The following is a 19,527-nucleotide window of genomic DNA, read 5'->3' on the forward strand; positions in this document are numbered from 1 at the left end:
TCCTGGCCCGGCATATATTTGGCTAACTCGTCCCCTACTTTATCCGCAGCGGGCTCCCCGCGGGCTTCATGTTAAGCGCTAGGAACGTTGCGGGGCTTTTGTATAGATCGCACACAATTCGAGGAACCGGGTGTTGGCCTCCGGCTCGCCGATGCTTACCCGCACTCCCTCGGTGCCGAAAGCCCGGACAGACAGTGCCCGTTCGCCCGCCAGCGCGGCGAATTCCGCGCTGTTGGCGCCGAGATTCAGCCAGACAAAGTTGCCCTGCGCATCCGGCACAAACCAGCCGAGCTCGCGCAGTCCGGCCGTCACGCGGTCCCGTTCGTCGACCAGGCTTTGTACCCTTTCTACAACCTCGCCGAAGTGCTGGAGCGAGGTGACAGCTGCCGCCTCGGCGATCTGGGAAACCGCGAACGGCGTGGCCGTGACGCGCAGGTGCTGCGTGAGCTCCGGCTGGGACACGCTGTAGCCCACCCGCAGTCCGGCCAGCCCGTGGGCTTTCGAGAAGGTCCGCAGCACGACGACGTTGGGATACTTGCGGTACATCTCGATGCCGTCCACCGCGTCCCCGGCCCGGACGAACTCCTGGTACGCCTCGTCAATGACCACCACGATGTCCGACGGGACCCTCTTGAGGAAGCGCTCAGTTTCCTCGGTGGTGAGGATGGGACCGGTGGGGTTGTTGGGGGTGCAGAGCAGGATCATCCGGGTGCGCGCCGTCACCGCGGCGGCCATCGCGTCGAGGTCGTGCCGGCCCTCGGCCGTCAGCGGGATCTGCACGCTGTCCGCGCCGGCGAGGCCCACGCTGATGGGATAGGCCTCAAAGGAGCGCCACGCGTAGATGACCTCGTCGGCTTTGCCGTCGTCGTTCTGCCCGGCGAAGGTGGCCAGCAACTGGTTGAGGGCTCCGAGACTGCCGGCGCCGGTGACGATGTCCTCGGCCGGGACGTCCAGGAACCCGGCGAGCTCCCCGCGCAGTTTGCTGCTCATCGGGTCCGGGTAGCGGTTGAAGTCGGTCTGCGCCGCGATGGCCTGCTGCACTGCAGGAATCGGGGGCAGGGGGTTCTCGTTGGAGGACAGCTTGTAGCTCACGAGCCCCTCGACCGGGACCGGCGGCTTGCCGGCCGCGTAGCGGGGAAGGAGGTCTACCACCGGCCGCGGGCGGATCCCCCCGGCCTGGTTGTCTGATGAAGTCATGCCACCTAGCCTACTTCGCCCTCCTGCCGGGTGGCGCGGTGGTGTGACAGCATGGGGCCATGCGCTCACTCTTCGTGCGGGTCATCGTCAATGCACTGGCCCTGTGGATCGCCAGCTGGATCCTTCCCGGGCTCGATATCTCCACCTCGGCCACCACCGGGGCCGTGGCCAAAAGCGGCGTCACGCAGGGCACGGACACGATCGGGATCATCCTGGCCTACCTGTTCATCGGCCTGATCTTCGGCCTCGTCAATGCCCTCGTCAAACCGCTGGTCAGCCTGCTGTCGCTGCCGATCACCATCCTCACCCTGGGGCTGTTCACGATCGTCATCAACGCGGCCATGCTGTACCTCACCTCGTGGCTGAGCTCCTACACACCGGTGCATTTCACCATCGACTCCTTCTTCTGGACCGCGGTGCTCGCGGCCATCATCATCACCGTGGTGTCCCTGGTAGCCGGCCGGCTCCCGGGCGGCCGTCGGCGCTAACCGGCCGCTTTAAGCGTCGGGGCTAACCGGGCACGCCCAGTGGTACCGGCGTCGCGGCCGGTCCCGTTCGCGGCACGGCGGGCCTGGCCGACGGCGGCACGGCCGCCCTCCGCTCCGGGCCCGGCGCCGTGAGTACCCCCGGCGCAGGCAGCGCCTCGCGCCGGAGGGAGAACCTGGTCACCGTTGCGCTGCCGCCCGCCCCGACCACGGCGGCCAAGGCCGCCGTGGAGGCCTGCAGCGAGGGATCCCGGCTCGCCGAGACCGCTTCCGCCCCGGCCGCGTAGTTCTCCAGGTTGTGGCCCGGGCCGAGGCCGAAATCCTGTGGCGGCGGCAGGGTCAGGTTGTTGGTCAGCGTGACAGTCACCCGGTCCCTGGTGTCGGCATTGGCCAGCCCGTCTGCCCCCGGCACCCAGTCATGCTGGTGTTCCAGATGCAGGCTGCCGATCCCAGGCTCCGGGCTGATGCCACCGACCGGGGAACCCGCGGTCAGCACGAACTTGAGGTCGAATTCGGCAAGGAACGCTTTGTCCCGGCTCAGGTTCATGGCATGGATACCGCCCTGGCTGTAGCCCACCACGGCGAGTTGCTCCCCCGCTTCCGCGCCGGCCTCCCGCAATGCCTGCCCGACGGCCGCGCTGGTTGCCGCCGAGTCGTAGCCAAGCGCCTCGGCGATGCCGGCCGCGTCGAAGGGGTTCGTTCCCTCGGGCGGGCCGCCGAGCTGCGTTCCCGGGATGATGACCACCCAGGCGGGGCGGTCTCCGCCGTCGATCCGGATGACCTCGATGTCGCCGCTGTTCCGGCCCACCGCCTCCGCACGGCGCAGCAGACCGCCCGGCGAGACATCAACGTCCGCAATGGCCGTTTCGCTGCCGACGACCCTGACCGGCCGCGGCTTCAGGAAGCCCAGCCCCGGCGCCGTCGTCAGTTCCCGCACCGCGCGGCGGACGTCGGCGGGCCCGCTGAGCGCCCCGACGGCGCCGGCGAGCGGAACGGGCAGGCCCAGCAGCAGGGCGAGGCCGCGGGGAGCCGCGGCCACCCCGTGTTCGACCTGGTCGCGCACGCCGGGGAGCTCGAAGGGCCCCTGGGCGGACCCGTACTCCGGGCCGCTGAGTCCCATCCTGAGCAACAGCGCGTTGCGGGCTTCGGTGAACTCGTACTCCCGGTGGCTGGCCCGCACCTGGGCTGCGATATGTTCCAGTTCTGCCCGGACCCGGCCGACGTCCCGGCCGGCCTCGCCCACCGCGATAATGGCGTCGCTGCCGCTGCGATAGGAATCCGTCTGGTACTCGAAGAGCGACCGCCTGATCCCGTCGGCCTCCCCTTCCACGGCGTACAGCTGCCGCACCACCGCGTCCAGGGCAGCCGCGCCGGCCAGCAGCTCCTCGAACTGGAAGCTCAGTCCGCCCACCCCGCCGCGGATGCGCAGCATCCCGTCCGGAGGAGGCGGCGAAGGGCGCGGAACCTCTCCGGAGCCGGCCGGGGTGAACTCCGTCATCAGAAGCCCGGGCGCCCCGAAGAGAGCGTCACATGCTGGGCGTGCCGCAGCACCGCCGTAGCCGCGCCCTGCAACCCGTCCCGGGCGCGCCGCAGGGACGCGGCCTGCAGCGACAGTGTTGTGCGGTAGGCGCGGCCCGCCGGGGACTGCCAGGCCTGGAGTTCCAGCCGGCCCAGACTGCCAAGAACCGCGCCGGCCTGCTCCGCGCAGGACGCCACCCTGGCAGCCAACTGCTGGACCTCGTAGCTGCGTGAGGCGCAGGCCGTCGCATCGGCTGCTGTCAACGTGCCGCTCATGACCGGAACTCCCTTCCTTTTCCCTTCAGTTCCGGGTTCGACGCTAGGGACCCGCGGCCGGCGTCGGAAGCGGCCGCTGCGGCTATGTGGAAAAGCACCCGGCCCGCAGACCGGGGACCCGCCGCCACCCAGACCGGGGACCGGGCCCGCAGCCGGAATGTCATACGCAACCGCGCGCTTCAAGGCCGGCGGCACTTCGTGAAAGAATCGAACCATGCCTGAAACTGCCGCCACAGCTGAGACCCGCACGCCGTCCGGACGCCTGGCCCTCGCCGCTTCCGACCACCAGATCGCGCTCGGCCCGCTCGACGGCCGCTACCAGTCGGCCGTCGCGCCGCTGGTGGATTACCTCTCCGAGGCCGCCCTCAACCGCGACCGGGTCGCCGTCGAGGTTGAATGGCTCATCCACCTGACCAGCAACAACGTGCTGCCCGGCGCGGGCCCGCTGAGCTCAGAGCAGCAGGCGAAGCTGCGCGCCATTGTGACCGAATTCGACGCCGCGTCGGTCGCCGAGCTGGCCGACATCGAGGCCGTCACAGTGCACGACGTCAAGGCCGTGGAGTACTACATTGGCCGGCGCCTGCCCGGGATCGGCATCGAGCACCTGACCGCCATGGTGCACTTCGGCTGCACCTCCGAGGACATCAACAACCTCTCCTACGCGCTGGGTGTCAAGGGCGCCGTGGAGGACGTCTGGCTGCCCGCCGCCCGCAAGCTCGTCGCCCAGATCAGCGCGATGGCCGAGGCCAACCGCGCGGTGCCGATGCTCTCGCGCACCCACGGCCAGCCCGCCACCCCCACAACGCTGGGCAAGGAACTCGCCGTGATCGCACACCGGCTGACCCGCCAGCTGGACCGCATCGCCCGGACCGAGTACCTCGGCAAGATCAACGGGGCCACCGGCACCTACGCGGCGCACGTCGCCTCCGTGCCGGGCGCCGACTGGGAGCAGGTCGCCCGGAGCTTCGTCGAGGGCCTTGGCCTGGACTGGAACCCGCTGACCACCCAGATCGAAAGCCACGACTGGCAGGCCGAGCTGTACGCCGACGTCGCACGCTTCAACCGGATCCTGCACAACGTCTGCACGGACATCTGGAGCTACATCTCGATCGGCTACTTCGCGCAGATCCCGGTGGCCGGCGCCACGGGGTCCTCCACCATGCCGCACAAGGTCAACCCGATCCGCTTCGAGAACGCCGAGGCGAACCTGGAGATCTCCTCAGGGCTGCTGGACGTGCTGGGCTCCACCCTGGTCACCTCCCGCTGGCAGCGCGACCTCACCGATTCCTCCTCGCAGCGCAACATCGGAGTGGCGTTCGGCCACTCCCTGCTCGCCATCTCCAACGTTGCCAAGGGCCTGGACCGCCTGGACGTCGCGGAGGACGTGCTGGCGCGGGATCTGGACACCAACTGGGAGGTCCTTGGCGAAGCAATCCAGATGGTGATGCGCGCCGAGGCTATCGCCGGTGTCGCGGGCATGGAAAACCCGTACGAACGACTCAAGGACCTGACCCGCGGCCAGCGCGTCGACGCCGCCCGGATGCAGGAATTCGTCCAGGGCCTGGGCCTGTCCGCGGACGCCGAGGCCCGGCTGCTGGCCCTCACCCCCGGCAAGTACACCGGCATCGCGGACAAGCTGGTCGACCACCTGGCCTAGCCGGGCTTGCCCCGAATTAACCTTCCGGCAGGCCGCCGTTTACGCGGCCGTCGAGGACTGGCCAGCTTCCAGGTGGAAGCTGGGGTTGTTACCGACACGAGGAGACCCCTTGCCGAGCGACACTGAGTCGACAGCACGGACTGTTCTGACCGAACCCGACGCCGACCCCGGCCCGGCGGGACCCAGCGCCGACCCGGCCGCCCTGAGCCTGATGAGCTTCAACATCCGCTGCGACATCCCGGCGACCCTGCCGGGGCAGGCCGACTACTGGCCCGAGCGGGTTCCGGCGCTGCAGGCCGTCCTGGCCGAGGAACTCCCGGAAGTGCTGGGGATCCAGGAAGGGCTGGAGCACCAGCTGGCCGTGATCGAGGAGGCCCTTCCGGAGCATTACCGGATGATCGGCCACGGCCGCGAGGGCGGCAGCCGGGGCGAGCACTCCTGCATCTTCTACGACTCCCGCCGCCTGCGGCTGCACGAGTGGGACCAGTTCTGGCTCTCGGATACGCCCACGGTGCCCGGCTCGGCGACCTGGGGCAACGACGTCACCCGGATCGCCACGTGGGGCCGGTTCGAAGACAACTGCACCGGGCGTGAGCTGATGGTGGTCAACACACATTTTGATCACGAGTCAGAGAACGCCCAGTTGCGCAGCGCCGAGGCCATCATCGAGCATGCCACCCGCGGGCCGGCGCTGCCGACCGTCCTGATGGGGGACTTCAACGCCGACGCCGGCGCCTCCGGGGCGTACAGCACCCTGGTGGGCAGCGGCGCCTTCCGGGATTCCTGGACCGCCGCGCAGCAACGGCTGACCCCCGAGTACGGCACGTTCCCGAATTACAAGGACCCGGTCATCGGCGAAAGCCGCATCGACTGGATCGCGGTGACGCCGGATATCCAGGTTGCCGAGGCAGCGGTCAACACCTTCCGCCTGGACGACCGCTACCCCAGCGACCACGCGCCGATCCAGGCCACGGTCCGGATCCAGTAACCCGGCGCAGCCGATAAAAGCAGCCGGTAAAATCGCTGCCATGAGGCTTCTGCTGATCCGCCACGGGCAGACCCCGGGCAATGTCCTGGGCCAGCTGGACACTGCCCATCCGGGACCTGGCCTGACCGAGCTCGGCGAGCGCCAGGCGGCCGCCCTTGCCCGTTCCCTGGTGAACGAGCGGATCGAACTGCTCTACGCATCCACCCTGGTCCGCACCCAGCTCACGGCCACGCCGCTGGCCAGCAGCCGGGGCCTGGAGATCGAGGTGCTGGCCGGGCTGCGGGAAATCGAGGCCGGGGCCCTGGAAAAGCTCACCGACCGCGAATCCCACCTGCGCTACCTGGGCACCGTGTTTGCCTGGACCGCGGGTGAACTGGACCGGCGGATGCCCTCCGGCCCCAGCGGCCACGACTTCTTCGAACGCTTCGACGACTCCATCGCCAGGATCGCCGCCGCCAACACCGGCGGGGACCAGGCCACCGTCGCCGTGGTCAGCCACGGCGCGGCGATCCGGGTCTGGACCGGGCTGCGTGCCGCCAATGTCGAGGCGGAGTTCGCGGCGCGGCACGTGCTCGCCAACACCGGCATCGTGGCTCTCGACGGCGATCCCGACGCCGGCTGGCGCCTGATCCACTGGGACGGCAGTCCGGTGGGCGGACTTGCCCTCGCGGATCCGACGGCGGAAGACCCCACCGGCCGCCCGGCCTGACGGCCCGTTTCGACGCTTCCGTGCCGGAGGGGCGCTTGCGAACGTCGAGTGGGCGCGGAACCGTCGAAACGGCAGGGTGCCGAGTTCTCGAAGGCCTTACACGGCGGAAACACCGCCGAAACCGCCGCTCCCTAGCCTTGGTCTGCATAACCCTTCGGCGAATCGAGGCAGCGATGCAGACCAACCCGCGGCTCCACATCCGGCAGGTCCCCTGGGCCAACCCCGTGGGCGCCGACCTGCGGGCCGCCCAGCAGGCGGAACTGGACGCCCGCTTCGGCCACAGCGATCACGAGCCCGGACCGCCGCCGTCGGAGGCCGACACCGCGGTTTTTCTGGTGGCCCACGACAAGGCGTCCGGCCAGCCGGTTGGCTGCGGGGGGCTGCGGCTGCTGGACGACCACTCCGCGGAGATCAAACGGCTCTATGTATTGCCGTACACCCGCGGCTCGGGGGTGGCCAGTTCGATCCTGGCGGCGCTGGAAGGACATGCCCATGCCCTCGGCATCACCACCCTGACCGCGGAGGCGGGTTCGGTGCAGGCGGACGGCCGGCACTTCTACGAGAGTTCGGGCTTCACGGCCGTGCCCAATTTCGACCCCTACGTCGGGGTGGAACACTCGTACTGCTACGCCAAGGCAATCGACTCGCACAGCGCCGCGCGCACGGCAATGGTGTGAACTCCCTGTGAATACTGCCCGGCCGCTGTCGCCGGGGGCCGCGAAGGGCTTTGCTTAAGACACGGACCACAGCGTCAAGAGAAAGCCGGAACGCATGAGCCGGAACCGTGCCCACCCCGCCCGCCGGATGACCGGCCTCCTGCTTGCCGCCGTGCTCATCGCAGCCGCCGCGGCCTGCACCCCGGCCCCACCGCCGCCCGGGCCCACCGGCAGCGGGACTTCCACGGCGACTGCACCGCCGACGTCGTCCTTCGCTCCGCCGTCGTCCTCGGCGTCCGCCACCGGCGGGGCGCAGGCTGGTGGCAAACCCGGCCATGTCTTTGTCATCAACCTCGAAAACAAGGGCTACGACAAGGTCTGGGGGGCCGGCTCCGCGGCCCCTTACCTCTCCCGGACCCTGCGCGCCCAGGGCGTGCTGCTCTCCGACTATTACGCCATCGCCCACAACTCCAATCCGAATTACCTGGCCCAAATCTCGGGGCAGGGATCAAACCCGATGACCCGTGCGGACTGCCCGACGTATGCGCCTTTCACCCAGACCGGGACGGCCGCCCTGGGCCTGGTGCAGGGCACCGGCTGTGTCTATCCCGAGTCCGTTCCCACTGTCGCCGGCCAGCTCAGTGCGGCGGGAAAGACTTGGAAGGGCTACATGGAGGACATGGGGACGCCCTGCCTGCATCCTGAACCCGGGGCCAAGGACGACCATGCGGGCGCCAGGACGGGCGACCAGTACGCCACCCGGCACAACCCCTTCGTCTACTTCACCTCGATTACCTCGTCGCCGGACTGCGAGCGCAACGTGGTGGACTTCTCGGCCCTGGCCGGCGACCTGCAGTCGGCAGCCACGACCCCGAACCTCGCCTACATCTCGCCCAACCTCTGCCATGACGGCCACGACAACCCCTGCGTCGACGGCAGCCCGGGAGGGCTGGCAGCCAGCGACAGCTGGCTTCGCGAGCAGGTGCCTGCCATCCTCGACTCCCCCGCCTTCAAGCAGGACGGCGTGCTGGTCATCACCTTCGACGAGACCGAGGGCCAGACGACCGGGTCCGCCACGATTCCGGGGGGCGCCGCCGGGGGCCGCGTCGGCGCCCTTGTGCTCTCACCCTTCACCCGCGGCGGCACAGCATCGGACACGCCCTACAACCACTTCAGCCTCCTGGCCAGCATCGAGGACATCTTCTCGCTGCCACGGCTGGGGTACGCCGGGGCGCCGGGGCTCAAGAGCTTCGGCGCGGACGTGTTCAACGCCCGCTCCTGACGGCGCCGGGTGTTCACGACGCGTTAAGGCCGCCGGCGCCCGCCGTTACCGCGCGCAGGCCAGACTCAAACACCGTGGTCCGAACGATTTCATCGATTCGATAGGCATAATCGCCCCAATCCGCATTCCGCGGCTATAGGCTGGCCCCACAATGCCCCTGGTCCCAATCAGAATCGAGTCCCACCTGTGCGCACGTTGAAAACCATGGTTGCCGCCGCCGTTGCCGTCAGCCTCCTCTCCGGCTGCGGCGCCGGGGCCGCAGCCCCAGGGTCCTCTTCCGGCGCCGCCGCCGGGCCGGCCGCCGTCGCTCCCTCCGGACCGCCGTCCGGCGAGACCCTCGTTGTCTACACGAACTCCAATGGCGAAGGCCGCGGCGAGTGGCTCACCAAGAAGGCCGCGGAGGCCGGGTTCAAGATTGAAATCGTGGGCGCCGGCGGCGCCGACGCCACCAACAAGCTCATCGCCGAAAAGAACAACCCGATTGCCGACGTCGCGTTCGGCCTGAACAACATGTATTTCGAGCAGATCAAGGCCGCCGGGGCGATTGAGCCGTTCACCCCGTCGTGGTCCGGGGAAGTCGATGCCGCCAAGGGCGACAAGTCCGATTCCAAGGCGTACTGGCCCCTGGTCCAGCAGGCAATCCTGCTCGGCTACAACTCCGCCAAGTACACCAAGGACCAGGCACCCAAGGACTGGACCGACCTCTGGACGCAGGACAAGTTCAAGACCCGCTACGAGCGCGTCACCGGGCTGGGCACCGCGACCGCCCAGCTGGTGTTCGCCAGTATCCTGACCCGCTACAAGGACGACGGCGGCGACCTGGGCATCTCCGACGAGGGCTGGAAGCAGATCGAAGGCTACTTCAAGAACGGCACCCCGGCGGTCGCCAAGACCGACCTCTTCGCCCGCATCGCCTCGGGTGACACGGACATGGGCCAGATGCCGTCCTCGATCATCGCCGAACGCCAGAAGTCCTTCAAGGTCACGGTGGGAACCGTCATGCCGTCGGTCGGCGTGCCGCTGGCGATCGAGCAGGTGGCCCTGGTCAAGGGCTCAAAGAAAAAGGATGAGGCGCTCAAATTCATCAACTGGTTCGGCAGCGCGCAGACCCAGGGCGAATGGGCCCAGCAGTTCAACTCCATGCCGGTCAACACGGCTGCGGTGGCCAAGGCCAAGCCGGAGGTCGTCGAGTTCTTCAAGACGCTCAAGCAGCAGGACATCGACTGGAACTTCGTGCAGGCGAACATGGGCAAGTGGGTAGAAAAGATCGAACTGGAATACATGAGCTGAGCCGTGCGGACGGGCCCGGCCGGCAATAGCGCCGGCCGGGCCCCGCCGTCGCCGCTGCCACCCCCGCCCCGCCGCCAGAAAAGACAGGTCCCATGATCCGCTTCGAAAACATCGAGGTCACCTTCGGCGACTTCACCGCCATCCCCGAGCTGAACCTGGAGGTGAAGCAGGGCGAGTTCTTCACCCTGCTGGGGCCCTCGGGCTGCGGAAAAACGACGGCCCTGCGCACGCTGGCCGGATTCATCGAACCTTCGGCCGGCGAGGTCTACGTCGACGGCAAGGCCGTCACCCGGCTCGCCAGCGACAAGCGGCAGGTGGGCATGGTGTTTCAGAACTACGCCCTCTTCCCCAGCATGAGCGTCTGGGAAAACATCGCCTTCGGCCTGCGCGTCCGCAAGGAAAAGGCGGCGGACAGCGACCGGCTGGTCCGCGACATCGCCCGGCGCGTGGACTTGTCCGAGGAGCAGCTGCACAAGAACGTCGCCGAGCTCTCCGGCGGGCAGCAACAGCGGGTCGCCGTCGCCCGCGCGCTGGTGCTGCAGCCGAAGATCCTGCTGCTCGACGAGCCACTCTCGAATCTGGACGCCAAGCTCCGGCACCAGCTCCGGCAGCAGCTCAAGGACCTGCAGAGCGAGTTCGGCATCACCACCGTCTACGTCACGCATGACCAGGACGAGGCGCTGGCCATGAGCGACCGGGTGGCCGTCTTCAACAAGGGCGTGGTGGAGCAGGTGGGCACGCCGCAAAGCATCTACGACGAGTCAGCCACCGAGTTCGTCTGCAACTTCATCGGCGACAGCTCGCGCCTGAGCGCGGATTTCGTCGCCGAGCTGAACCGGCAGTCACGCCGGGCCCTCGACCCCTCGGCCAGCTCCTACCTTCGGGTGGAGAAAGCGTCGCTGGAGCCGGCCGCCGACGGCTCGGCCGTTCCGGTGGACGGCACCGTGATCTCCCGGACGTACCACGGCCTGCACAGCCGCTACGTTGTGCGCTGCCACGGGTCCGAGATCCGCCTACTGGTCAAGGAGGACGGCGGGGCGCACCCCGTCACCGGCAGCCCCGCGACCGTGTACGTCCAGCCGGCCCACGTGCTCCAGTACCACTCGGAGACCGGGATCTCCCTGGATTCCCGGCTGCAGGAAGCGAACCGGGCGTGAGCCGGGGGGCCAGCGGCGCCAGCATCCGGAGCATGCTCCGCTCCCCGGCGGTGCTGGTGGCCGGCGTCGTCCTGACCTGGTTCATCGCCGCCTTCCTGCTCTGGCCCAACGCGAACGTGCTGATCCAGACGTTCTTCCCCGACGGACACTTCTCCGGCCGGGCCGCCGAGAAGCTCTTCTCCTCCCAGCGGGCGATGAAATCGCTGGGCAATAGCTTCCTGCTTGCCGTGGCACTGTCCATCACGGTCAATGTGGTGGGCATCTTCATTGTCCTGGTCACGCAGTACTTCAAGATCCGCGGTTCGCGGATCCTGTTCCTCGGCTACGCCACCACGTTCATCTACGGCGGCATCGTCCTCGCCGCAGGGTACAAGTTCATCTACGGGGACAAGGGGATCGTCACCGGGTTTCTGGTCGCCCTCTTCCCGGACCTGGACCGCGGCTGGTTTTCCGGATTTTTCGCCGTCCTGGCCGTGATGACATTTGCCACCACCACCAACCACATGCTGTTTGTCACCAACGCCCTCAAGGGCGTGGACTACCAGACCATCGAGGCGGCCCGGAACATGGGGGCCTCCACCTGGACCATCCTGCGCCGGATCGTGCTGCCGATGCTCAAGCCCACCCTGTTCGCCGTGACGGTGCTGTCCTTCCTGACCGGCCTGGGCGCCCTGTCGGCCCCGCAGGTGCTCGGCGGTCGGGACTTCCAGACCATCACCCCGATGATCCTGACGTTCACCAACAGCCCCACTTCCCGGGATCTCGCAGCCCTGCTGGCCGTCATCCTGGGCGTGGCGACCATGCTGATGCTCGCCGTCATGACGCGGCTGGAGAAGGGCGGAACGTACTTCTCGGTGTCAAAGGTCTCCGCCGGGCTGCAGAAGCAACAGATCACCAACCGCGCGGCCAACGCCGTCGTGCACGCCCTCGCGTACCTGCTGTTCGCGGTGTACACGCTGCCGGTGGTCCTGATTGTGCTGTACTCCTTTGCCGACGGCGCCGCCATCCAGACCGGCCAGCTCCAGCCGGGGAGCCTGACCCTGGACAACTACGTCCGGGTACTGACCCAGCCCGCGGGGCTGCGGCCCTTCCTCATCAGCATTGCCTACAGCGCCCTGGCCGCCGTGATCGCCGTCGGCGGGTTGCTGTTCGTGGCCCGGATCCTGCAGAAGTACCGCAACTGGGTCACGACCGCCGTCGAGTACCTGCTGCACATCCCGTGGATCCTGCCTGCGGCGCTGCTGGCCCTGGGCCTGATCCTCAGCTACGACCACCCGAATCCGCTGGTGGGCGGCGCAGTGCTGACCGGAACCACCGTGATCCTGCTGGTCGCCTTCGTCACGGTGAAGATCCCCTTTACGCTCAGGATGCTCAAGGCATCGTTTGCCGCGGTCAATTCCTCCCTCGAGGAGGCCGCCGGGATCATGGGGGCGAAAACGCTCTACATCTTCCGGCGCATCCTGCTGCCGATCGTGCTGCCGGCCGCGGCCGCGGTGACGGCGTTGAACTTCAACAGCATGCTGGACGACTACGACACGGCGATCTTCCTCGCCCATCCGCTGTTCCAACCGCTGGGCCTGGTCATCAAAGCCAACACCGACGGCGCGGAGGGCATCGAGGGGGTGTCGAACACCTTCGTTTACACGGTGCTGCTGATGGTGATCACCGGCGTCACGATGTACTTGGTCTACGGCCGGTCCGGGCGGAAGCCGGGCGCGCCGGCAAAGGCCCGCGAGGGCGTCACGGCAAGCCCGGCGACGGTCCCCGTGGACGACGCGCGGAAAGATCCCGCGCCCGTTCCGTGACCGCCACCCGGTGTGGGCTGGCCGCCGCCTGGCCCGGGGTGTCGGCGCGGCCTAGACCCAGAAGTCGTCCGCCCTGGCAGTGTCCTCGAAATACTCCCTGCCCTCGGCGATCTTTCCGTCGCGGACCACAAACGTGATGACGGTGGACATGTCCAGGGTCTTGCCGTTGTTGGTGCCGTGTGTTTGCTGGATCGCGACTGTGTGGTCCTCGCCGCCGACGATGTCCTGGACCCTGGCCTGGAAGTCACCCTGGGTGCGTGCTCCCAGTTCCCCAAAGTAGGCCAGGATGGCGTCGCGGCCCTGTTTCGTGCCCGAGAGCACGCCGCTGCCGGCCACGTGCCAGACTGCGTCCTCCGCGAACAGCTCGTTGAGGGTTGCCATATCCCCGGTGTTGAAGGCTTCGTACCCCCGCCGGACCAGCTCAATATTTTCTGCGGTTCCCATGATCGGACACCTCTCCGTCGTCCTTGTCGGGTCATGCTGGGACGGTTAAAGGCTAGTCCTGGGCGGGGGTGCTGTCGACGGAATTGTGCCCCTCCCCGGGGCCGTTCCTAGCGCCCTGACGGCCAGCCCGTGTAGGCCTCCGCGAGGTAGGCGCGGCCGTACCGCGACGACACGACGGAGCTGAGCTCGCCGAGCTGGCGGGCGCGGGCGAAGTCGTCGGCGTCGGTCGGGGTGTGGAGCATGGACGTCATCCAGTAGGAGAAATGCTGCGCCTTCCAGACCCGGTCCAGGGCGCGGTCGCTGTACACATCCAGGAGCTTGGTGGAGCCGGTCTTGTAGAAGCTGTCGAGGCCCTCAAACAGCACCTTGACGTCGTGCAGTGCGAGGTTCAGGCCCTTGGCCCCGGTCGGCGGGACGGTGTGGGCGGCGTCGCCGGCGAGAAAGAGCTTGCCGTGGCGCATTGGGGCGTGCACGAAGCTGCGGAACTTCAGGACGGTCTTGTCGATGACCGGACCCTCCTTGAGTTCGAAGCCGTTGCCGTTGACCCGGCTGCGGAAGGCGTCCCAGATCCGGTCTTCGCTCCAGTCGTTGACGTCCTCATTCGGGTCGCACTGGAAGTACATCCGCTGGACCGTCTCGGTCCGCTGGCTGATCAGGGCGAAGCCGTTCTCTGAGTTGGCGTAGATCAGTTCGTCGGAGCTGCGCGGTGCTTCGGCCAGGATCCCGAACCAGGCGAAGGGGTACTCGTGGAAGTACCACTTGCGCTGGGCCTCCGGGATCTGGAAGCGGCTGTGGCTGCGCGAACCGTCCGCGCCGGCGATGAAGTCGGCCTGCAGCTCCCATTCCACTCCCTCGGCATCGGTGAACCAGACCTTTGGCTTACCCTCAAGGTCGTAGATGGTGGTGTCGGTGACGCTGTAGCGGACATCGCCGCCGTCCGCCTGGCGCCGCGCGGCGAGGTCGAGGAAAACGTCGGTCTGGGGGTAGAGCCAGACCGACTCGCCGACGAGGTCCTGGAAGTCGATTCGGTGGCTTTCCCCGTTGAAGCGCAGTTCGATGCCGTCGTGCCGGTCCCCGTCACGCAGGACGCGGTCCGAAACATCGCTGTCCACGAGCAGGTTCACGGAGCCGTGCTCCAGGATGCCCGCCCGGACGGTTTCGGAGATTTCCTTGTGGCTGCGGATCTCGATCACGGTGGATTCGATTCCCTCTTTGGCCAGCAGGTGCGAGAGCATCAGCCCTGCCGGGCCGGCGCCCATGATCGCGACCTGGGTGGTCATGACTTTGCGGTTTGCCATGGTGTCCTCGCTTCGTTGCGGGGCCCGGACTGCTGGGCGTCCGGGGCCGGTGGATTCTCTGGCTACAGTGTGCGCCCGCCGGAGTGATCCGCGTTACAGGTCTTCCATTGAACGGAATTCAGCGGCCGTGCGGGCGTCTCCGAGCCGGCGGCCGATCCCCCTAGCCGCGGTCTGCAGCGCTGGCACCAGCGCCTGCAGCCGCACCTCCCGCAGCGGAACCACGACGCCGAGGGCCGCCACCGTCCGCTTCCTGGCGTCCAGAACGGGCACGGCGATCCCCCAGGTGTCCGGGTCCACCACCCCTGCCAGCTCCGCGAATCCCTGGCCGGCCGACTCGGCGAGGAGCGCCCGGACATCGCCTGCGCGGAGCCTCCCCGCGGGGTCGGTGAACTGGCGCAGGTACGCGGCCTGCACCGCCGCGGGCTGGTGGGCCATCAGGGCGAGCCCGGCCGAGGACAGGTGCACGGGCATCCGGCCGGCGATCTGGGCGCGGTTCGCCACGGAGCCGCGGCGGGACAGCCGCTCCACGAACAGGGCCTCCCAGCCGTCCAGCACGGCCAGGTTCACATTCTGGTTGAGCACCTGCTGGATGTCCTCCATAAAGGGCATCGCCGCCTGCCGCAGGGCCAGCGTGGGGGAATTCCGGTTCACCAGTTCCCACAGCCGCAGCCCCAGCCGGACCGATCCGCCGCCGCCCAGCTCCACCAGACCGTGTCCGGCCAGCTGCCGGACCAGCCGGTGCGCCGTCGTTAGCGGCAGGCCGGCCCGGTCCGCGAGGTCGGAGAGCTGCAGGGACGCCGAACCTTCGGGGAACGCCTCGATCAGACGCACCACCCGGTCAACCACCGATTCCCCGGTGCGGGAGTTAGCCATCCGCCCTGCTTCCCGAACTGTTGTTTTGCCTTGGAATCAGTCTTCCATTGAATGGACGCCCGCGCCCAGCCGGCGCCACACGAGCGGGGCCAGGACAACGGCGACGCCGACGGCGGCTCCGATGAGCGTCTCCAGGAAGCGGTCCCGCAGCAGCGTTCCCGCCGGCGTCGGAGCCACCAGCAGGGTCGAAATCAGCGCCAGAGGGGTGACGAAGACCTGGGCCAGCACGTATTGGCGGGCGATGAACAGTTCGGCACCGAACTGGCAGGCGGCGATCACCAGGACCGTTTGCCAGGGGGCGGGTGCCAGCAGCAGGATGAGGGCTAGCAGGACCAGTCCCAGGGCGGTACCGATGATGCGCTGGAGGCCGCGGCTGAGGCGGTGCCGGGTTGTGTGCCCCACAAGCGGCACGACGGCGGCCACCATCGCCCAGTAGTTGTGGCCGAAGCCGAGCCACTCCCCGACCACGGTGGCAAGGGTGCCGGCCAGCCCCGCCGCCACGAGGTATCCCACCGCTTCACGCCAGGCGACGCGGCGCTCCCGGTCGGTGAGCCGTGCCGGCGGGGGCCACGACCAGGGCTTGCGGCGGCTCGGGACCACGCGGGCGGACATGCCGACCACTAGCGCGAAAAGGACGGTCAGGACGGCCACCAGCATTCCCTGCCACAGCGGCGGCTGGTTGTGGATAGAGGCAATTGCCGCGAAGGCGAAGATGTGGAACAGGGACCCCGCCGGACGGAGCCGCCACCAGGCGACGATCAGCGAACAGCCGCCGGCCACCAGCGTGGTGGCGAGGACCTGCAGCCAGATGCTGCCGGACGGCGTGAGGGCCAACGCTTCCCCGGCGCGGGCCGTCAGGGCGCCGAGCAGGATGACGGCGAGCATGAGCGTGCCGGCCCGCAGTTGGAGGATCAGCCGCCTGCCATGGGGCTCGTTTCGGCCGTAGATCCCGGTGAAGGCGCCGAAGGAGGCAAAGATGGCCAGATCCAGTCTGCCCAGCAGCACCAGGCTGAGCAACGGGACGAAGACGCCCACGGCGCACCGCACCGCGACCTGGTGATCCTTGTTGGCCGGAGCCATGGTGAACATGTCGGCAAGCAATGTCGCGGGCTTCACGGGCGGGATGGGCCTTCCTTTGCATTCGGTTGAGGGAACGACGGCGGCACTGGCATCCGCCTGAATCCTACGCCGGAACCGGGACATCGCTGGCGTCAGATTCCGTTCACCGGAAGACGTGGCCACGGGCCAAGATGGTAGCGTCTAGCGGTTGAACCAACCACACGGCATCCATTCGAGAGGACACCATGCTCAAAGGATTCAAGGACTTTATCCTGCGCGGCAACGTGATCGAACTGTCCATCGCCGTCTTCGTCGGCACCGCCTTCACCGCCCTGGTCACGGCGTTCACCACGAACATCATCAACCCGGTCATCGCTGCCGCCGGCGGCGTCGAGACCCAGGGACTCGGCTTCTACGTCTGGCCCGGAAACACGAAGACCTTCGTCAACATCGGCGCCGTCATCACGGCCTTCGTGACCTTCATCATCACCGCCGCCGTGGTGTACTTCATCTTCGTGGCGCCGATGAACCGGATCAACCGGCTGGTCAAGCAGCGGCTGGCCACCGCCGAGCCCGAGGAGAAGCCCCTCCCGCCGGACACCGCGCTGCTGGCGGAGATCCGTGACCTGCTGGCCTCGCTGGCCGGGACCGGGGTAGCCGACGCCGGCGGCGCGACCGCGGACGACGGCGGCGAACGCCCCGCGGACGCCCGGGCCGGCCGGGCGGCCGAGTACTCCGGCGGGCACAGCCGCTAGCCTGGCCGCAGCGCCACAGTCCCGCAGCCGGAACCCGTCGACGGAAATCTTCATCCGGCGGCAACCGGCCTGAAACAGCTGGCGGACACGATGGGAGCATGAAGCCCAGAGCAAAACGTGGAACGCCCGCGGGGCCACGTCCCGCGCACCCGGCCCGGGCCGCGGCGGAGTTAAGCTGCGAAGTCTGCGGCCAGATGCCCGAACCGACCAAGGCGCGGCTGACCCTGGCCAATGTCGCCGTCATGCTACCGATCGAACTGCTGGTGCACGCCGCCGTGGTCGAAACCCATCTGCCCTACCTGGCCAAGGTGCTGGTCCTCACGGTGACCGCCACGGTCCTGGTGATCTGGGTGGCCGAACCCTCGGCGGCGCGGATGCTGCGGCGGTGGCTGCACGCCCCGGCCCTGCGGCACCGCAGCCGGCTCGGCGCCGCCCCTGCCCTGTGGCGGGCGCGCACGGTGCTGAGGGATCGGCCAGGGGCACTGCAAAAGCTCACGCAGGAACTGGCCGGCCTGGACACGAACATCCTGAGCATCCACGTCCATCACGTGCCGGGCGGCGTCCTGGACGAATTTGTCCTGGCGGCCCCGGGGGAGGTGGGCGAACTCGGTCTGCTGCGGGCCTTGCGCGAGGGCGGCGGCCGCGAGCCCCAGGTCTGGCCCACAACCGCCCTGGCCATGGCCGACGGGCAGACCGGCGCACTGACCCTCGCCGCTCGGATCGCAGCCCATCCCGCCGAATTGCCGCTGGCCGTGGCGGAGCTGCTGCGGGCACGGATCGTGGCGTTGCCCGGCTCGCATCCGGGGCCGCCGTTCCAGGACCCGCAGGACGGAACCTTGCTCCGGATTCCGACCGCTTGGCACGGTCCGATCAGCTTTGTCCGGCCCGGCGAGCCGTTCACCCCCGCGGAATCCGCGCGGGCGCACCGGCTGGCCGAGCTCGCCGAGATCCTCGCCTACCGGCAGGTCCCGGTGACGGAGGGCTAAGCCGCCTTCGTCATCCTGATGGTGAGGCCCTCGTGCTCCACGGCCACCTTGAGGTGCTTGGCCTTGCCGATGTGGTCGCCGTCGAGCTGGAACTCCTGCTCATGGTCGAGGCTGATTTCCGCGGACTTCCCGGCAAAGTACTCCACGGACTTGTTCTTGCCGTTCTTCCGGCCGAACATGCCGGCCAGGACGCTGAACCAGCCGAGCTTGCCCGCCGGGGCCAGGATCAGGACGTCCAAGACGTTGTCATCGATCTTTGCGTCGGGGAAGACCTCCACGCCCCCGGTGATCTTGCCGCAGTTGCCCACCATGACGCTGCGGATCCTGCGCCGGACCGGGTGCTGTCCGTCGATGCTGATGTGTGCCTTGACCGGCTTGCCGGGCAGGTGCCGGATGCCGGCCTCCACATAGGCGAGCCAGCCCACGCGGTCCTTGAGTTCGTCGACGGTGTTCGCCATGATCGCCGCGTCGTAGCCGAGGCCGGCCATGACCAGGAAGAGCTGTTCGTCCTCCGCGTGGTCCAGGCTTGCCTTTACGACGTCCACCTTGATGTCGCTGCCGTTCAGGATGTCGTAGCTGGCGGCCACCGGGTCGGTGATGTCGACGCCGATGTTGCGGGCCAACAGGTTGCCGGTGCCCATCGGAACCAGGCCCATCGGCGTCCCGGTACCCGCCAGGACCTCGGCCACGCAGCGGACCGTTCCGTCGCCGCCGGCGGCGATCACGACGTCGACGCCTGCCTCCAGCGCCTCCCGCGCCTGGCCCAGTCCGGTGTCCTCGGCCGTGGTCTCGAGCCACAGCGGCTCCGTCCAGCCCTGCGTTTCGCAGAGCCGGTAGAAGGCGGCCTTGAAGTCCTCGCCGGGGGATTTCATGGGGTTGATGACCACGGCGGCGCGGCGGGGCTGTACGGGGGTGCCCTGCGCGGAGGTGTCCTGCGCGGCATTAGTCTGTGGCATGGCGTCCTTCGGCAAGTGACGGGATGGGCCCCGCAGGGAAATCCTATCGGGGCAGGGCCGGAACCTTGCGCAACGTGCCCGGGAATCATGGACGCACCGTCCGGGCGGTCACTACACTGGCCATGTTTAGGAACTG

The 19,527-nt window shown here is 68.4% G+C and carries 19 protein-coding genes; 11 read left to right on the forward strand and 8 right to left on the reverse strand.

Translation table 11 applies throughout. From position 1 onward, the window contains the following. Nucleotides 1–78: 78 nt before the first annotated feature. The gene (locus FFF93_RS16395; protein WP_186372187.1) at nucleotides 79–1,197 is read right to left on the reverse strand and encodes a histidinol-phosphate transaminase; all 1,119 of its coding nucleotides are present in this window, start codon (nucleotides 1,195–1,197) and stop codon (nucleotides 79–81) included. A 59-nt stretch (nucleotides 1,198–1,256) separates the two neighbouring features. On the opposite strand from FFF93_RS16395, the gene FFF93_RS16400 reads away from it, so the two are divergent. Then, complete coding sequence (locus FFF93_RS16400; RefSeq protein WP_138767981.1) at nucleotides 1,257–1,685, forward strand: phage holin family protein; 429 nt, start codon at nucleotides 1,257–1,259, stop codon at nucleotides 1,683–1,685. 22 nt (nucleotides 1,686–1,707) lie between these two features. Here the strand turns inward: FFF93_RS16400 and FFF93_RS16405 are convergent, their stop codons facing one another. Next, entirely contained in the window at nucleotides 1,708–3,180 is a 1,473-nt protein-coding gene (locus FFF93_RS16405; RefSeq protein WP_138767980.1) for a hypothetical protein, read from the reverse strand. Continuing rightward, entirely contained in the window at nucleotides 3,180–3,476 is a 297-nt protein-coding gene (locus FFF93_RS16410) for a hypothetical protein (RefSeq protein ID WP_138767979.1), read from the reverse strand. The genes FFF93_RS16405 and FFF93_RS16410 overlap by 1 nt, the downstream gene beginning before the upstream one ends. Before the next feature lie 214 nt (nucleotides 3,477–3,690). Between FFF93_RS16410 and purB the strand changes: the two genes are divergently transcribed. The 8 genes from purB to FFF93_RS16450 all read left to right on the forward strand — a co-directional run bounded on the left by purB (nucleotide 3,691) and on the right by FFF93_RS16450 (nucleotide 13,020). After that, on the forward strand, nucleotides 3,691–5,133 hold the full coding sequence (gene purB / locus FFF93_RS16415; protein ID WP_138767978.1) for an adenylosuccinate lyase: 1,443 nt from the start codon (nucleotides 3,691–3,693) through the stop codon (nucleotides 5,131–5,133). Nucleotides 5,134–5,242: 109 nt separating this feature from the next. Next, the gene (locus tag FFF93_RS16420) at nucleotides 5,243–6,121 is read left to right on the forward strand and encodes an endonuclease/exonuclease/phosphatase family protein (RefSeq protein WP_222424635.1); all 879 of its coding nucleotides are present in this window, start codon (nucleotides 5,243–5,245) and stop codon (nucleotides 6,119–6,121) included. 40 nt (nucleotides 6,122–6,161) lie between these two features. Then, nucleotides 6,162–6,830: a histidine phosphatase family protein gene (locus FFF93_RS16425; RefSeq protein ID WP_138767977.1), complete on the forward strand. Its 669-nt coding sequence runs from the start codon at nucleotides 6,162–6,164 to the stop codon at nucleotides 6,828–6,830. A gap of 173 nt (nucleotides 6,831–7,003) precedes the next feature. Continuing rightward, complete coding sequence (locus tag FFF93_RS16430; RefSeq protein WP_138767976.1) at nucleotides 7,004–7,507, forward strand: GNAT family N-acetyltransferase; 504 nt, start codon at nucleotides 7,004–7,006, stop codon at nucleotides 7,505–7,507. 94 nt (nucleotides 7,508–7,601) lie between these two features. Further along, nucleotides 7,602–8,768 carry an alkaline phosphatase family protein gene (locus FFF93_RS16435; protein WP_261375203.1) on the forward strand — a complete coding sequence of 389 codons (1,167 nt, stop codon included), beginning with the start codon at nucleotides 7,602–7,604 and terminating at the stop codon, nucleotides 8,766–8,768. 186 nt (nucleotides 8,769–8,954) lie between these two features. After that, nucleotides 8,955–10,058 (forward strand): extracellular solute-binding protein, encoded by a 1,104-nt coding sequence (locus tag FFF93_RS16440; RefSeq protein WP_138767975.1) that lies wholly within the window; start codon nucleotides 8,955–8,957, stop codon nucleotides 10,056–10,058. Nucleotides 10,059–10,150: 92 nt separating this feature from the next. Further along, nucleotides 10,151–11,215 (forward strand): ABC transporter ATP-binding protein, encoded by a 1,065-nt coding sequence (locus FFF93_RS16445; RefSeq protein WP_138767974.1) that lies wholly within the window; start codon nucleotides 10,151–10,153, stop codon nucleotides 11,213–11,215. A 32-nt stretch (nucleotides 11,216–11,247) separates the two neighbouring features. After that, nucleotides 11,248–13,020, forward strand: coding sequence for an iron ABC transporter permease (locus tag FFF93_RS16450; protein ID WP_138770304.1), 1,773 nt, complete (start codon nucleotides 11,248–11,250; stop codon nucleotides 13,018–13,020). Between the two features lie 51 nt (nucleotides 13,021–13,071). Here FFF93_RS16450 and FFF93_RS16455 read toward each other — a convergent pair whose 3' ends face one another. From FFF93_RS16455 to FFF93_RS16470, 4 genes are all read right to left on the reverse strand, one after another. After that, nucleotides 13,072–13,464: a nuclear transport factor 2 family protein gene (locus tag FFF93_RS16455; protein ID WP_138767973.1), complete on the reverse strand. Its 393-nt coding sequence runs from the start codon at nucleotides 13,462–13,464 to the stop codon at nucleotides 13,072–13,074. 107 nt (nucleotides 13,465–13,571) lie between these two features. Further along, the gene (locus tag FFF93_RS16460; RefSeq protein WP_138767972.1) at nucleotides 13,572–14,762 is read right to left on the reverse strand and encodes a 4-hydroxybenzoate 3-monooxygenase; all 1,191 of its coding nucleotides are present in this window, start codon (nucleotides 14,760–14,762) and stop codon (nucleotides 13,572–13,574) included. A 93-nt stretch (nucleotides 14,763–14,855) separates the two neighbouring features. Then, complete coding sequence (locus FFF93_RS16465) at nucleotides 14,856–15,635, reverse strand: IclR family transcriptional regulator (protein WP_138767971.1); 780 nt, start codon at nucleotides 15,633–15,635, stop codon at nucleotides 14,856–14,858. A 36-nt stretch (nucleotides 15,636–15,671) separates the two neighbouring features. Continuing rightward, on the reverse strand, nucleotides 15,672–16,724 hold the full coding sequence (locus FFF93_RS16470) for an FUSC family protein (protein WP_138770303.1): 1,053 nt from the start codon (nucleotides 16,722–16,724) through the stop codon (nucleotides 15,672–15,674). Between the two features lie 215 nt (nucleotides 16,725–16,939). Between FFF93_RS16470 and mscL the strand changes: the two genes are divergently transcribed. Both mscL and FFF93_RS16480 read left to right on the forward strand, forming a co-directional pair. Then, the gene (gene mscL / locus FFF93_RS16475; protein ID WP_138767970.1) at nucleotides 16,940–17,449 is read left to right on the forward strand and encodes a large conductance mechanosensitive channel protein MscL; all 510 of its coding nucleotides are present in this window, start codon (nucleotides 16,940–16,942) and stop codon (nucleotides 17,447–17,449) included. A 98-nt stretch (nucleotides 17,450–17,547) separates the two neighbouring features. After that, nucleotides 17,548–18,435: an amino acid-binding protein gene (locus FFF93_RS16480; protein ID WP_395858399.1), complete on the forward strand. Its 888-nt coding sequence runs from the start codon at nucleotides 17,548–17,550 to the stop codon at nucleotides 18,433–18,435. Here FFF93_RS16480 and FFF93_RS16485 read toward each other — a convergent pair. Continuing rightward, complete coding sequence (locus FFF93_RS16485) at nucleotides 18,432–19,391, reverse strand: diacylglycerol kinase family protein (RefSeq protein ID WP_138767968.1); 960 nt, start codon at nucleotides 19,389–19,391, stop codon at nucleotides 18,432–18,434. The two genes, FFF93_RS16480 and FFF93_RS16485, sit on opposite strands and share 4 nt — an antisense overlap. Nucleotides 19,392–19,527: the final 136 nt, after the last annotated feature.

The organism is Arthrobacter sp. KBS0702 (assembly GCF_005937985.2).
GTDB lineage: Bacteria > Actinomycetota > Actinomycetes > Actinomycetales > Micrococcaceae > Arthrobacter.

Excerpts from the sequence above, each read along its gene's own strand:
- FFF93_RS16395 (WP_186372187.1), bottom strand. The coding sequence starts at position 1,197 with ATGACTTCATCAGACAACCAGGCCGGGGGGATCCGCCCGCGGCCGGTG.
- FFF93_RS16400 (WP_138767981.1), top strand. The coding sequence starts at position 1,257 with ATGCGCTCACTCTTCGTGCGGGTCATCGTCAATGCACTGGCCCTGTGG.
- FFF93_RS16405 (WP_138767980.1), bottom strand. The coding sequence starts at position 3,180 with ATGACGGAGTTCACCCCGGCCGGCTCCGGAGAGGTTCCGCGCCCTTCG.
- FFF93_RS16410 (WP_138767979.1), bottom strand. The coding sequence starts at position 3,476 with ATGAGCGGCACGTTGACAGCAGCCGATGCGACGGCCTGCGCCTCACGC.
- purB (WP_138767978.1), top strand. The coding sequence starts at position 3,691 with ATGCCTGAAACTGCCGCCACAGCTGAGACCCGCACGCCGTCCGGACGC.
- FFF93_RS16425 (WP_138767977.1), top strand. The coding sequence starts at position 6,162 with ATGAGGCTTCTGCTGATCCGCCACGGGCAGACCCCGGGCAATGTCCTG.
- FFF93_RS16430 (WP_138767976.1), top strand. The coding sequence starts at position 7,004 with ATGCAGACCAACCCGCGGCTCCACATCCGGCAGGTCCCCTGGGCCAAC.
- FFF93_RS16435 (WP_261375203.1), top strand. The coding sequence starts at position 7,602 with ATGAGCCGGAACCGTGCCCACCCCGCCCGCCGGATGACCGGCCTCCTG.
- FFF93_RS16445 (WP_138767974.1), top strand. The coding sequence starts at position 10,151 with ATGATCCGCTTCGAAAACATCGAGGTCACCTTCGGCGACTTCACCGCC.
- FFF93_RS16450 (WP_138770304.1), top strand. The coding sequence starts at position 11,248 with ATGCTCCGCTCCCCGGCGGTGCTGGTGGCCGGCGTCGTCCTGACCTGG.
- FFF93_RS16455 (WP_138767973.1), bottom strand. The coding sequence starts at position 13,464 with ATGGGAACCGCAGAAAATATTGAGCTGGTCCGGCGGGGGTACGAAGCC.
- FFF93_RS16460 (WP_138767972.1), bottom strand. The coding sequence starts at position 14,762 with ATGGCAAACCGCAAAGTCATGACCACCCAGGTCGCGATCATGGGCGCC.
- FFF93_RS16465 (WP_138767971.1), bottom strand. The coding sequence starts at position 15,635 with ATGGCTAACTCCCGCACCGGGGAATCGGTGGTTGACCGGGTGGTGCGT.
- FFF93_RS16470 (WP_138770303.1), bottom strand. The coding sequence starts at position 16,724 with ATGTTCACCATGGCTCCGGCCAACAAGGATCACCAGGTCGCGGTGCGG.
- mscL (WP_138767970.1), top strand. The coding sequence starts at position 16,940 with ATGCTCAAAGGATTCAAGGACTTTATCCTGCGCGGCAACGTGATCGAA.
- FFF93_RS16480 (WP_395858399.1), top strand. The coding sequence starts at position 17,548 with ATGAAGCCCAGAGCAAAACGTGGAACGCCCGCGGGGCCACGTCCCGCG.
- FFF93_RS16485 (WP_138767968.1), bottom strand. The coding sequence starts at position 19,391 with ATGCCACAGACTAATGCCGCGCAGGACACCTCCGCGCAGGGCACCCCC.